Genomic DNA, 13897 nt, shown 5'->3' on the forward strand with positions numbered 1-13897 from the left:
TCACTCCACACCAAGGGTTTGTGTTGCTTTCCACACCAAATCGATCTCGCATCCGCACGATCGACATAGTTCGCAACTCGCCTGAAGGATAGCACGGGCCGATCGAGCGGTTGGATCGCCCCCGATACCATGGCGCTGTTTGGGGGAGTGAGTAAACTTAAGGCAGATGTGAGGCGCGATCGCCCCGGTTTGCCCCCAGCTAGGAGGATTCGATCGCATTAAATCAATCAAATCAAAAGAGCATTCGATCGGTAGGACGTATGGAACCCACAACATTGGCATTCGCAGGCATCGCGGTTCCGATGGCCAATCAGCCCCCCGTTTTCAACGCGCCGATCACGCAACATTTCAGTTAAGAGCAACCGACAAACAAAGCCATGATCGACTATCGCCAAATCATTACGATCGAGCCGGATAAACGAGGTGGAAAGCCATGCATTCGGCGTATGCGAATTACGGTCTATGACGTGCTGGGTTGGTTGGCGGCGGAAATGTCCTTTGAGGAAATTTTGGATGATTTCCCAGAGTTGACGATGCAGGATATTTTGGCTTGCTTGGCCTTTGCAGCCGATCGCGATCATCGACTTGTGGCGATCGCGGCATGAGACTGTTACTCGATCAAAATCTGAGCCGAAAACTGTTGGGACGACTGGCGGATCTGTTGCCGGACGCGAGCCATGTGCAGTTGGAAGGGCTGGCGGAAGCCCCTGACAGTGCGATTTGGGAGTTTGCGCGCGATCGCGGATTTTGCATCGTCACCCAGGATGCGGACTTTGCGGAACGCAGTCGGCTCTATGGTTCGCCGCCCAAGGTGCTGTGGTTGCGTTGCGGCAATGCTCCGATTGATTGTTTGGAGTTGCACGAGCCATGAGTGATCGACCCGAAATCCAGCAGGGCATTATTGCCAACGATCAAGCCAAGGTCGAGATCGGCAAGGTTGACCAGACGATGGGCGATCGCGTCGAGCAAACCCACAGTGGCTCGGGCGATAACGTTGCGGGCGATAAGAATATCAACGTCTATCTGTCGCCACAGCCACCGCAGCCGACTGGGGATGGGCCGCCGACGAATTTGCAGGATCGGGGGGTGGCGCGCGATCGCTTCTTTGGGCGCGATCAGGTATTGGAAGAGTTGCACCAGTTGCTCCAAACGGGAGATCACCGGGTGGCGATCGCCAGTGTGGATGGCATGGGTGGTGTGGGCAAGAGTGAGCTGGCAGTGCAATATGCGCGGCAACATCTGCACGAAACCTATCGCGGCGGGGTGGTGTGGCTGGCGGGGGAACGGGCGGGGGGTGAGCTACTGAACTTTGCCCGATCGCGCTTTTTCCCGACGGTGGATCTGGCGGATTTGGGGGATTTGCCGGAGCAGTTGACCTATTGCTTTGGCCATTGGCCGGCCCAGGAAGTGCCGCCGGAATCGGTGTTGTTGATCTTTGATGATGTGACGGACTATCGCGCCCAAGTTGGGGCGATTTTGCCGAGCGATTCGCGATTTCGGGTGTTGGTCACGACGCGGGCGCAGTTTCAGGGGGTTGAGCGGCTGGAGTTGCAGGTGCTGACCCCAGAGGCGGCGCTTCAGTTGCTCACCAGCATTGTGGGAAGGGAGCGGATCGCGGCAGAACCGGAGACGGCGGCGGCGCTGTGCGAATGGCTGGGCTATTTGCCGTTGGGGATTGAGTTAGTTGGTAGCTTGCTGAAGTTGGAGCCAGATTGGTCGGTTCAGTCGGTTTTGGAGCGGCTGAAACGGGACAAACTCCGGCATGAAGCGATGAGCAAAATTGAAATCGCTTTCAACATCAGTTGGCAGCAGCTTGCCCCCGCACCTCAGCAACTGGCTGTGCTATTGGGTTGTTTTGGCAATGGCCCGATTCCTTGGGAGTTGGTGGAGGCGACCGTTGCCCGCTGTGAAACCCAGCCCCAACCTCAACCCCGTCGCCAACGCAAGCGCGATCGACTTTGGCGGTGGATCACTCAGCAACCTGCGACCCAACCCGAGCAAGGGTGCTTGTTGCTGAATCACGATCAATTAGCCAAAGCCCGTCGTCGGTTGGTTGAACTGAGTTTGCTGGAGCGAACAGGACAGGAAGAATACAAATTGCATCCGCTGATTCGGGAGTTTTTTGCGGCCAAACGGGCGGACTGGCCCGAGGGTGGGGCGCTGCAACAGGCGTTTTTGGGGCAAATGGTGAGCGTGGCCAGAACGGTTCCGCAAACGGTGACGCTGGCGGACTTGGCGCGCACCCGCCCCGCCTGGCCACACTTGGCAACGGCAGCAGCGGCCAGTGGTGAGATCGATAATGACGATTACAATTGGCCCTTTATTGCCCTGGCGCGGTTGGCTGAGGGGCAGGGTCTCTGGGCTGAAGCCGAGCAGCACCACGGCAACTGCTTGAGCATCACCGAACGCCACTTCGGCCCTGACCATCTCTTAACCGCCACCAGCCTCAACAACTTGGCATTACTCTACGAATCCCAGGGACGGTACGAGGCAGCGGAACCCCTCTACCGGCGATCGCTGGAAATCCGTGAGCGAGTGCTGGGAGCCGACCATCCCCACACCGCCCTCAGCCTCAACAACTTGGCAGTGCTGCACTGTTACCAAAATCGTTGGGGTGAAGCCGAGCGGCTGTTGGTGCGTGCTTTGGAGATTCGGGTACAGAAGCTGGGTGAAGCCCATCCCAAAACCCAAGGCAGCCTCCAAAGTTTGCAATACATGGTGCAAGCCGCCCTCCAGCAAGGTCGCGCCGCCGAACTCTCCGACCACCCCCTCACCCAATCCATCCTGCAACAACTCACCACCCCACCCGAAATCCCGTAGGGGCGGGGTCTCCCCGCCCAGCCCCCACGACCATCCACCGCCCAGCCCCCACGACCATCCAAACGCAAAATTTTGATAATATGTGAAACGTTGTCAATAGTTGCATAAACATGGGATATAACCCCGAAATTCACCACAGACGATCAATCCGTTTACGGAACTATGATTACGCCACACCGGGGATGTATTTCTTGACCCTTTGTACCCAACATCGCGAACCCTGGTTGGGCAAAATTATTGATGGCAAATTTGACCCCACAGAAGATGGAGAAATTGCGATCGCGGCTTGGCAATCCTTACCCCAACGATTTCCAAATATTCGATTGGATGGATTTGTGGCGATGCCTAATCATGTTCACGGCATCCTGGAAATTGTGAATGAATCGCCAGGGGCTGGGCGGGAAATGGTCGTGGGGGCTGGGCGGGGAGACCCCGCCCCTACGATTGGGGTGGGGAATGTGGTGGCGTATTTTAAATATCAGACGACGAAAACGATTAATCAAAAATCGGGTCAGGCTGGCAGACGAATTTGGCAGCGAAATTATTGGGAAAGGGTGGTGCGTCACGATCAGGAATTAACCAATTTTCGCAATTACATTGTCACCAATCCTCAACGCTGGGACTGCGATCGCCTCAACCCGCGCACCCAATGCCGCCACGATCAATAATTTTTGCCCTAAGTAATGTCAAATTCTTGATCGTGAATCCAGACACCCCAGCGATTGTTTTATGAACACCTTAGCGGACTTAAACATTCTCGAATCTGTAGGGGCACATAACGATGCGCTCTCCGATAAGCGAGATCTCCGCTAACCGATTCATTTCAAGCGATCGACCCGGTTGGAGGGTGTACAGCGGTACGCCCCTACCCGACCCTATTACCGCCGACAACCGACCCGCGATCGCGCCGCCGACCTCTTCGACCACCCCCTCACCCAATTCATTCTGCAAGAATTACAGAATCCCTAAACCATTCATCCATGACCAGCAACGGCCAAACCAACATTCCACCACTCGCCCAAACTCAATCCATCAGCGGCACACCCATTCGCATCACCCACCAGCAATGGGCCCACATCACCGAAAACCACGACTATATGGCCGGTTGCCTCGATATGGTCATTGAAACCGTTAGCGATCCTGACCTGATCGCCAATGGTTGGACAGACGAAAAAGTCGCCCTTCGCCACTACCCCAAAACCCCAATCACCGAGAAAAACGCCGTCGTTGTCTACAAAGAAACTAGCCCCGAAGATGGCTTCGTGATCACTGCATTCTTGACCTCAAAACCCCACAAAATCACCCAACGAGGCATCCAATGGCAACGCCCGCAATCCTAAACGCCATCCCCCATCTGCTCCAGGCTCCCTCCAACCAAATTTGGAGTAGCTACGACCCGATCGCCGATGTTCTCTATCTCAGCTTTCGTAAACCCCAAAACGCCAACGACAGCACGCTCGAAGACAACATCATCTATCACTATCACAACGAAATCTTGGTCGGCTTAACCATCCTGAACGCCAGCCAGAACCAGGCCGCATAACCCGACCCCGCCCCATGGCCGCCGACAACCAACCCGCTATCCTGAGAGGCGATCGCGCCGCCGACCTCTCCGATCGCCCCAATCACCCCGCCGCTCCAAATTAAGCCAGGGTTAATCAACCGTTTGCGAGCTACGATCGCCCTAAGGACAGATCCACCCCCAGCGATCGAGCGAGGAAAAGCCATGGGTAGTTACCGGCAAACGGCGATCGGGATTTTTGGAATCGGCATGGCCCTCATGGCCAGCCCCGTCCATGCCGAACCGGCGATCGTTCCCGCCAACGACGGCCTGGGCACTACCGTTCAACAACAGGGCAACCAATACAACATCGGCGGCGGAACCCGATCGGGCGATAACCTGTTCCATAGCTTTCAGCGGCTGGGCCTCAGTCCCCAGGAAATTGCTAACTTTTTGGCCACACCGGACTTGCGGGCGATCGTTGGGCGCGTCACTGGGGGTGAACCGTCCGTGATTGAAGGGCTGATTCGGATCTCCGGCGGCCAGCCCAACTTATATCTAATGAATCCTGCGGGGATCCTGTTTGGGGCTGGGGCCCGGTTGGATGTGCCCGCCTCGTTTATGGCCACCACCGCCGATCGGCTGGGTTTCAGCGATGGCGGTTGGTTTTCTGCCCAAGGGCCCGTGGACTTTCGCGGCTTGAGCGGTTCCCTGCAATGGCTGGATTTTGTGAGCGATCGCCCGGGTCATCTGTTGAACTGGGGTTCCCTGGCCGTAGGCGAAGGACAAAATCTGTGGCTGTTGGGCGGTGGTTCCGTGGTGTCCACGGGCCGGCTGCAAGCGCCCGGGGGCAACGTGACCGTGGCCGCCATTCCCGGCACGAATCGGGTCAGAATCGCGCCCGATGGATCCACCTTGACCTTGGAAGTGGCCTTGCCGGAACCGGGGGCGATCGGGGGGCGATCGCTGGCGGACTTGTTGGCCGGTAGCCCCACCGCCGCCGCATCCCAGTTGGTGATCAATCCCGATGGCTCGGTGCTGTTGCAGTCTGCCGCGTCGGGGCCCGTGGCCTTGCCCGATCGGGGTGTGGTGGTGGCCGGAAATGTGGACACCGCCCGCTCCACCGGCCCCGGCGGCAGCATCACAATCGGGGGCGATCGGGTGGGTCTGGTGGGGGCTAACTTGGAAGCCAGCGGCCCCCGGGGGGGCGGTCGGGTGCAAATTGGCGGCAGCGAACGGGGCAGCGGTAATCTGTTCAGCGCTTGGGCCACTTGGGTCGATCGGGCCAGCCAAATTCAGGCCAACGCCACCGATCGAGGGGCCGGCGGTCAGGTGATTGTCTGGGCCGATGGTTTGACTTGGTATAGCGGGGCGATCGCGGCCCGGGGCGGCCCCAACGGTGGCCCGGGTGGTTTTGTGGAACTGTCGGCCAAGGGGGAATTGGCCGTGCGGGGAACGGTGGATCTGACGGCTCCCTTGGGCCCCTTGGGCACGCTGCTGCTGGATCCTCAGGATATTCGGATTGTGCCTGGTGTCCTCGGCAGTGATGATTCACAACTGAGTAGTAATGTGCCCTTTGGCCAGCCAGAAAATCAGATTCTGCGCACCGATCAAGGCTTTTTTACGGGGCCGCCCGCTCCCGTGGACTTCACAATCAGTGAGGGGCGTTTAGAGCTGTTGTTGAGCACCGCTAACCTGATCCTGGAAGCGGAGCGGGATATTGTGCTGGAAAATTTGCTTGACGATCGCCTCAGTTTGCGGATGGCCAATGGTGGGTCGGTGCGGTTCACGGCGGGGCGCGATGTGCGGTTTTTGGATTCCGCCGATGTGTTGAGCACCTTGGGCGCGCCAATCACCATCCAAGCGGGCGAGGCGATCTCGATCGGGCGGCTGGAAACCCAGGGCGGGGCGATCGACCTCTCGGCCGGCTCCAGCATCACCACCGGCTCCTTACGCACCACCGGTAACGAAGGTGGCCCGATCACCCTCAATAGCAGCAGCGGCTCCATCACCACGGGCGACATGAACACCATCGGCGGGGCGATTAACCTGTCTGCGCCAGGTAACCTGACCACGGGCACAATCTCCAGCCAGGGCCCGATCGGGGGGCAAGTGACATTGCGCACCTCGGGCGGGGCGATCGCCACGGGAGCCATCACCAGCAGCGGCAGTCAGTCCGGCGGAGCGGTCACGCTCAATGGCAGCACGGGGGTGACGGTGGGGGGCAATCTCCAGGCGATCGGCAACAATGGCAGCGGCGGCGGCGTGACGATCGACAGCAGCGGCCCGATCGCCCTCAGTGGCGACCTGTCCACCAGTGCTCCGGTGATTGGCGTGGCCGGTAATGTGGCGATCGCCAGCAGCAACAACAGCGCCGCGATCGCCGGTTTGATCACGGCCGCAGGCAACGGCGGCGGCAACATCACCCTCACGGCCCAACGGGCCCTCAGCTTTGGCAGCCTCAGCACCCAGGGACAAAACGCCGCCGGTAGCATCACGCTGATCAGCGCCACGGATCAGATCAGTGGGGGCAACCTGAACGCCAGTGGCAACAGCCAAGGCGGCAATCTCCAGGCCCGCGCCCGCACCGGCATCAGTTTGGGAACCCTGAATCTCAGCGCCATTGGGGGCAACGGCGGCAACGCCAACCTCACCCTCACGGGCCCGGGCGATGTGCAAATCACCAGCCTGAACGCCCAAGGGGGGAGCGATGGTCGGGGTGGCAGTGTGGACATTGTGAGCACGCGCTTTTTCCGGGCCCTGGGGGCCTTCATTGATCGATCGGGTGTTTTGACCAGCATCGCCACGGGCGGCAGCCAGGGAGGGAATGCCGTGCGCATCACCCATGGCGGCGGTTCCCAAACGCCCGTTGTGCCTTTGGTGGTGGGCGAAACGCCCAGCAGCGGCGGCAATGGTTTGGCCGGTGGCGTATCCACCGGCAGCAGCACCATCAGCACCGGTTCCTTTCCGGGCCCCTTCACCCAGGGCAACATCGAATTCATCACCACGGGCGAGCCAGTTCCCACCCCCACGCCCACACCGACTCCTTCTCCCAGTCCCACCCCTAGCCCCACGCCCACGCCTTCTCCGAGTCCCACGCCGACTCCTTCTCCAAGTCCCACGCCGACTCCTTCTCCGAGTCCCACGCCAACGCCTTCTCCGAGTCCCACGCCGACTCCTTCTCCGAGTCCCACGCCAACGCCTTCTCCCAGTCCCACACCGACTCCCGTTGTGGAGCCAGAAGCGGAGGGCGATCGCCCTGACCCGGAAGCGGGGCGCATCGTGCAGCAACGGCCCATGGGCAACGGGGGGCGATCGGGGGACAATTTGGCGGCCATTGAACAGGTGGCCCGTCGGCAAATTATTGACCACCTGAAAGGCGGCGCTTCGGATCGGGCGGCGGTGGAAATCGATCGACTCTATACCACCCTCACCAACGGCCATTTGGGTCGGGCCCTGAGCAACGATGTGCAGAGTTTTCCCGACCTTCAGGGCACGTTGCGCCGTTTGGAGTCCAAAACGGGCCTGAAACCGGCGATTTTGTATACCTTCGCTCGCCCGGAGCAGTTGGATGTGATTTTGGTGATTCCCGACGCACCACCGATCTATCGCGTGGTGCGCGAGGCCCCGCGCGATCGGGTTTTGAAGGCGGTGATTGATTTGCGAGCCGCCATCACCACCCCCGTTGCCCGCATCAGCAACACCTACCGCCCTCCGGCCGAGCAGCTATACCGCTGGATTGTGGGGCCCGTGGCCGAAGAGTTGGTGCGCCATCAGGTGGATACGATCGCCTTTTCGATGGATCGCGGAATGCGATCGCTGCCCGTGTCCGTGTTGCACGATGGCCAGCAGTTTTTGATTGAGAAATACAGCGTTGGGTTAATTCCCAGCATCAACCTGACCGATACGCAGTTTGAACCCATTCGATCGGCCCCGGTGCTCAGTTTTGGGGCCTCGGAGTTCACGGATTTGCCGCCGTTGCCCGCCGTGCCGGTGGAACTGGCGACGATTCAGCGGCTGATTCCCCGGGATAAAACCTTTCTGAATGAAGAGTTCAACTTAGAAAACCTGAAACGTCAGCGGCGATCGAACCCGTTCCCGATTTTGCATCTGGCCACCCACGCGGATTTTCGGCCCGGCTCTCCCCAAGATTCCTTTGTGCGGTTATGGGATCGACGGTTAGCCGTCAGTGATTTGCGCTACTTGGGGTTGGGCAGTCCGCCCGTGGAATTGTTGGTGCTGAGCGCTTGTCGCACGGCGATCGGGGATGAGTCGGCGGAGTTGGGATTTGCGGGCTTTGCGGTGGATGCGGGGGTGAAATCCGTGGTGGCCAGCCTCTGGTATGTGAGTGATGAGGGAACCTTGGGGCTGATGGCGGGGTTCTATGATGCCCTGCGATCGGCTCCCATCAAAGCGGAAGCCCTGCGGCGGGCCCAAGTTGCCATGTTGCGGGGGCAAACCCGAGCCGAGGATGGGCGCTTGGTGTTTCCCGGTGGCGTTGTCGATTTGCCGCCGGAGTCGAGCAAGTTAGCGACTTTTTCCCTAGCTCACCCCTACTATTGGGCCAGCTTCACCACGATTGGCAGTCCTTGGTAATTTGCGGCCGTGTCATCGATTTCAAATCGATCCCGAAGCGGTCTCCAGACGGGTCGATCGATTCCCCAGGCGATCGCGTTGCCCTTGGCGGCCACCAGTCCCAGCCCGCTATCCTGGCGAGAGGATTGGCCTGCGGATCAGCTAATCGTGGTGCATCTGTTGCTGTTTGGGTTCGTGTTGTAGTCGGTGTTTTGAGCTTTGCTTCGGTTTCAGTTTGGTTTTTTGTTTGATTGCTTTCGTTTGATTGCTTTCGTTTAATTTTTGCGCTTGAGCCTGTCCTTGCCCGCCGCTGCTGTTCTCCCATGACCGACTCTTCCACTTCGGACTCGCAACCCGCCCCCGCTCAAAATTTCTGGGGCCGCCACCGCTCAAAACTGCTAACCCTGGGTCTGTTGGGGGCGATCGCCCTGGGATCCTTGCCGGGTTATGTGGCGGGCGGGGCCTGGCGCTGGCAACGAGCCGGCAACCCCAGCCAACTGAAAACCCTGCGGCAATTACCCAAACAGGGTTTAGCCATCCCCGGTTGGCAAACCCAACAGATCAGCCAGCGCAGTTTGGGCGGTGAACAGTGGCTTTGGCAGCCGATCGAGCGAGTGCGGCCCCAAGGCCCGGGCGCAACTCCCAACGCCGCAGCCCAACGCGATCGCGCCGTGTTGTTGCTGATGCCCATGAAGCGTGGGCGCGATCGACCCCAAGTGGAATGGACCGCTCTCGACTCCGGCAACTGGCTGGGCGACGGCCTGCAAACAGACTCAGAACAGACCTTGACCCTGGCCCCGGCGGGCCTGCCGCCCTTTCGGGCCCGGCTGGTGCGGCTTTGGACTAGTCAGCACCAAACCTATTTCCTGCTGTCCTGGTATGCCTGGCCCCAAGGGGGCGACCCGGCCCCCAGCCAATGGTTTTGGCGTGATCAACTGGCCCAATGGCAACAGGGCCACACCCCTTGGGTAGCGGTCAGTTTGCTGTTGCCTACGGATAAGCCCTTGGATGAGTGGGATCAGAACTATCAAGCCCGCTTAACCGACCTGGCGCAACAGGTGCAGCAAGTTCTGCTGACGGGGCCGCTGAAACCCGCCCCCCCCAAGGTCGATCGCTAGCGCCGATCGCGAATTGCTGCATGGCTCAATCGGGATGGCATTGCTGCCCTTTGCCCCTGATTGAATTCTGCTGACTGGATACTTTGGATGCCGCTGATTCTGCCGTTGCTGCCCTTTTCTGTCCTATGGCCCGTTCCTCCCTGCCCGCCTTGACCTTGGCCCTCAGCCGTTGTTTACCGATCGTCCTGCTCAGTAGTCAGGCGATCGCCGTCTTGGCCCAAACGCCTCGCCAGGGAGCGAATGGCTCAGGTTTAGATCAGCCCGTCAATCAGCCCGATCTCGATTCCGATCCGTCCGCCGCCGCATCCACCGCTGAAGTCGTGTTTCCGGACATTCCCCGATCGGGCCCCGATCGCCCCCAACTCCAACCCATCCAAGCGGCCCCCCAGCCCAACCGGCCGCCAGCCACCCCAACAACCCCAGCCCAACCGGCCCCCGGCCCGGCCCCGGCTCAACCCTCCGGCCCCAACGCCGCCCCAGTGCCACTTTTGCAACCGGGGCAACCGGGACAACCGGGGCAACCAGGACAACCGGGGCAACCCATTCCCGACTGGCCCGAATCCCTCACCGCACCGCCCCCGGAATGGCGGGTCTATCGCCTCTCGTCCTACGACACGATCGCCATTCAGGTGCAAGGCTTTCCCGAACTCAACACCTCCACCATCGTCAATGTTCAGGGGCAAATTTCCGTCCCCCTACTGGGAATCGTCAATGCGGAAGGGCTAACCACCGCCGAACTGCAAAAGTTTCTACAGCAGGGTTACGAACGCTATCTCGTTAACCCGATCGTCACCGTCGGCGTGCTCACCCCCGTGAATCCTGACATTGTGGTCACTGGCGAAGTGGTCAAACCCGGGTTCTATCGAGTCAGCCCCTTTGATACGGTTGTGACCGCCCTAGTGGCCTCCGGCGGAGCCACCGACTGGGCTGATTTACGGGCCATCAAAGTTCGCCGCCAACTGCCCGACGGCTCCACGATCGAGAAAAACGTGAACCTACTCTCCCTGCTCGTGGAAGGGGTCCCGGAACCACGGATTTATCTGCAAGATGGCGATGCGATCGTGGTGCCTCGGCGCGAATCCGGCATTGATCCGGGCTATGACGCAGACCTGATGGCCCGCAGCAACGTAGCCCGCGCCGCCATTCGGATTCGGATGGTGAACTATGCCGGTCGCGGTGGCCTGGTCACCCTCACCCTGCCCAACGGCAGCACCTTCATTGATGCGCTCAATGGCGTGTCATTGGATACCGCCCGGCTCCGGCGAATTGCCCTCATTCGTTTTGATCCAGAACAGGGCAAACCGGTTACCCGGATCCTGGATGGCAAAGCTGCGTTTATGGGCGATCCAGCCAATAATCCTCCCCTGCGCGATAACGACGTGGTAGTTGTGAATCGCAACCTCATCGCTCGCGTTACCTATGCCTTGAACACCGTGACCCAGCCGTTCCGAGATGTGTTGGGTTTCCTGCTCTTTTTCCAACAATTGGATGAGGCGGCCACGTCCTTGTTTGGCCCCGGTGGCACGTTTGGAGGACCAGCAGAAACGCAAGAAGAAGGCAGCAGTAGTAATAATAATTAGGGAATGATCGGAGATACAGCCCTTACCTCAATTACTAAGCATAGTCGCCCGTAGGGTGGGCACTGCCCACCAAACCGTTGCTTTATGGCATCTGCAATATGGCGTGCCAGTAATTCTAGGTAAAGGCTGTAGTGCCGTAATTGAGTAGTAATGAGTCAGGGAAAATCTTGCAATGTGAGTGATCTTTTACCACAAGTCATCATCTCACAGATAATAACTGGCGTTTTAAGCAACAACGGCAACTCAATTCAGAATAAATTTCTGAAAAACTGGCATGATTTTGGATAAAAATGCAGGCAGGCGATCGAGCTGGAATATCCGCTCGATCGCCCGCCTATTGGTTAGCAATGGTTGAGAAAAGCAAGGCAAAACAGTGGAACAGATCGTGGCAATAATGATGGCAATTATTGATAGTTCACAATCCGAGCAAAGCCGATCGGGTCAAGGCTAGCGCCACCAACCAACACACCGTTAATTTCCGGTTGGGCCATAATTTCATCAATCAACTCGGGCTTGACGGAACCGCCGTATTGAATCGGCAAGTCTTCACCATTGAGTTGATCGCGAATCCAGCCAATCACTCGGTTGGCTTCTTTGGATTCGCAGGTGTCCCCGGTGCCGATCGCCCAAATGGGTTCATAGGCAATCACCAGATTGCTGAGGTTCACGCCCACCAACCCCGCCTTCAATTGTTGGGCAATGTGGGTTTGGGTTTCGCCTGCGTCGCGCTGTTGTTTGGTTTCGCCCACACACAAAATCGGGGTTAAGCCGGCCGCTTGGGCCGCCTTCAATCGGCGGTTAACGGTTTCGTCGGTTTCACCAAAATATTGCCGCCGTTCGCTGTGGCCCACCACCACGTAGCGAACACCCAGTTCGGTCAGCATTTCAGCCGAAATTTCGCCGGTATAGGCTCCGTTGGCTTCCCAGTGGACGTTTTGCGCGCCGATGCGAATGCGGCTGCCGTGAAGAGCATTGGACAGCACGCTGAGATCCGTGAAGGGAACGCACAGCACAATTTCGCGATCGTCCGGGGTTTCGGCGATTTGCTCAACGAAGGGCTTCAAAAACTCCAGGGTTTCGGCCTGGGTTTTATACATTTTCCAGTTGCCTGCAATGACGGTCTTAGCCAAGGTTCGGGGTTGCCTATTGCGCTAGAAATTTCCTCCTAGAACCTTATCGGGTCGGGCGATCGCGGTCAATTCAGAAGCGAAGGCCAACCGTCATCAATTACTGGAACCGTTACGGGACGGACTGGGGCGCGGGCTGGGTCGGTTGCCAGTGGGGGCGGTGGGGCTGGGCGGGGTCGATCGCGCCGGTTCCATGCGTTGCAGGTAAGGGCCAGGATTTTGCGCCACCCAGCCCACGGAGGAGTTGTAGCGAACTTCAAACCACAGGCCACGGCTGCGACCGTTGGCGGGGCGGCTGGGAATCGTGCCCAGGCGAGTGCCAGCGTTGACCCGTTGCCCGCGCTGGACGGAGGTGGCTCCCAGGTTGGCGTAGCGAGTTTGGCGACCGCCCTGGTGATTGATCACCACCAGTTGTCCTGGATAGCCAGAGTTGGGGCCCACAAAGGCGACGGTTCCGGGCCCAACGGCCAAGACAACGGCGCTGGGCCGGGCTTCAAGGGTGATGTAACTGTTAAAGACGGCGGCTCCGGCGGGCCCCACTTGCCAACCAAAGTCCGTCAGGGAGCGGCTAATTTCCGACAGGGGATAGCGCAGCAGGTCGTTGTCGGGGTCGCTGGCGCTGGGGGGCGAGCCGACTCCAGGGTCGATCGGGGACCAAAGCACGCCGGGCACAAAGACCGATCGCCCCGGTTGGGTCTGGCAACCATTGACCGTAAACAGAGAGTCGGCCCGAACGCGGTATTGCTGGGCGATCGACTGCCAATTGTCGCCCGGTTGGGTTTCCACCCGAATTCCGTTAATGGGAGCAATCAAAATTTCCGTGCCGGGTTTGGGCAGTTGGCCGCCCCGCAGGTTGGGATTCAGGGCCAGCAGGGTGCTGGGCAGCAGGTTATAGCGATTGGCAAGGCTTTCGACGGTTTCTCCGGCGGCCAACCGATGGCGAACCAGTCGATCGAGCACCGCCGGGCCACAGGGGTTGCTGTTTGGCTCGGGGGTGGGTGGTTCGGCGGCTTGGGCATTGGTATGGGTAACGGGCATCAGGACGGGCCCCAAGGCGATCGCCCCCCAAAGCAACCAGCGCCAGGGGCCCGATCGCCCACCCGTTTCCTGGTTCCGGGTCTGCCCCAGCCCACCACCGACCAACGCAAATATCTCAGATACAATGAGGCCCATCTC

The 13897-nt window shown here is 59.3% G+C and carries 12 protein-coding genes and 1 pseudogene; 11 read left to right on the forward strand and 2 right to left on the reverse strand.

Going from position 1 to position 13897, the window contains the following annotated elements:
• Positions 1–380: 380 nt before the first annotated feature.
• The 11 genes and pseudogenes from H6G52_RS12660 to H6G52_RS18580 all read left to right on the forward strand — a co-directional run bounded on the left by H6G52_RS12660 (position 381) and on the right by H6G52_RS18580 (position 11594).
• Positions 381–605, forward strand: a complete 225-nt coding sequence (locus H6G52_RS12660) for a DUF433 domain-containing protein (RefSeq protein ID WP_099531542.1) — start codon at positions 381–383, stop codon at positions 603–605.
• A pseudogene (locus H6G52_RS12665) lies at positions 602–856 on the forward strand (DUF5615 family PIN-like protein); the annotation flags it as partial. The gene H6G52_RS12660 and the pseudogene H6G52_RS12665, both read left to right, overlap by 4 nt.
• 11 nt (positions 857–867) lie before the next feature.
• Positions 868–2820: a tetratricopeptide repeat protein gene (locus H6G52_RS12670; protein WP_190528781.1), complete on the forward strand. Its 1953-nt coding sequence runs from the start codon at positions 868–870 to the stop codon at positions 2818–2820.
• 110 nt (positions 2821–2930) lie between these two features.
• A complete protein-coding gene (locus H6G52_RS12675; protein WP_190528783.1) occupies positions 2931–3488 on the forward strand; it encodes a transposase in 558 nt (185 codons plus the stop codon).
• A 172-nt stretch (positions 3489–3660) separates the two neighbouring features.
• Positions 3661–3789, forward strand: coding sequence for a hypothetical protein (locus tag H6G52_RS18815; RefSeq protein ID WP_255508529.1), 129 nt, complete (start codon positions 3661–3663; stop codon positions 3787–3789).
• Between the two features lie 11 nt (positions 3790–3800).
• Positions 3801–4160 carry a PBECR2 nuclease fold domain-containing protein gene (locus H6G52_RS12680; RefSeq protein ID WP_190528785.1) on the forward strand — a complete coding sequence of 120 codons (360 nt, stop codon included), beginning with the start codon at positions 3801–3803 and terminating at the stop codon, positions 4158–4160.
• Positions 4139–4363: a DUF2283 domain-containing protein gene (locus tag H6G52_RS12685; RefSeq protein ID WP_190528787.1), complete on the forward strand. Its 225-nt coding sequence runs from the start codon at positions 4139–4141 to the stop codon at positions 4361–4363. The genes H6G52_RS12680 and H6G52_RS12685 overlap by 22 nt, the downstream gene beginning before the upstream one ends.
• 183 nt (positions 4364–4546) lie before the next feature.
• Positions 4547–8917, forward strand: coding sequence for a CHAT domain-containing protein (locus tag H6G52_RS12690; RefSeq protein ID WP_190528789.1), 4371 nt, complete (start codon positions 4547–4549; stop codon positions 8915–8917).
• A gap of 9 nt (positions 8918–8926) precedes the next feature.
• Positions 8927–9100, forward strand: coding sequence for a hypothetical protein (locus tag H6G52_RS12695; RefSeq protein WP_190528791.1), 174 nt, complete (start codon positions 8927–8929; stop codon positions 9098–9100).
• Between the two features lie 119 nt (positions 9101–9219).
• Positions 9220–10014, forward strand: coding sequence for a cyanoexosortase B system-associated protein (locus H6G52_RS12700; RefSeq protein WP_190528793.1), 795 nt, complete (start codon positions 9220–9222; stop codon positions 10012–10014).
• A 125-nt stretch (positions 10015–10139) separates the two neighbouring features.
• The gene (locus tag H6G52_RS18580) at positions 10140–11594 is read left to right on the forward strand and encodes a polysaccharide biosynthesis/export family protein (RefSeq protein ID WP_190528795.1); all 1455 of its coding nucleotides are present in this window, start codon (positions 10140–10142) and stop codon (positions 11592–11594) included.
• Positions 11595–11998: 404 nt separating this feature from the next.
• Here the strand turns inward: H6G52_RS18580 and tpiA are convergent, their stop codons facing one another.
• Positions 11999–12724: a triose-phosphate isomerase gene (gene tpiA / locus H6G52_RS12710; protein WP_190354424.1), complete on the reverse strand. Its 726-nt coding sequence runs from the start codon at positions 12722–12724 to the stop codon at positions 11999–12001.
• A gap of 93 nt (positions 12725–12817) precedes the next feature.
• On the reverse strand, positions 12818–13894 hold the full coding sequence (locus H6G52_RS12715) for a M23 family metallopeptidase (RefSeq protein WP_190528796.1): 1077 nt from the start codon (positions 13892–13894) through the stop codon (positions 12818–12820).
• Positions 13895–13897 lie beyond the last annotated feature (3 nt).

This window comes from Limnothrix sp. FACHB-881 (genome assembly GCF_014698135.1).
In the GTDB taxonomy this organism is placed as follows: Bacteria; Cyanobacteriota; Cyanobacteriia; order CACIAM-69d; family CACIAM-69d; genus CACIAM-69d.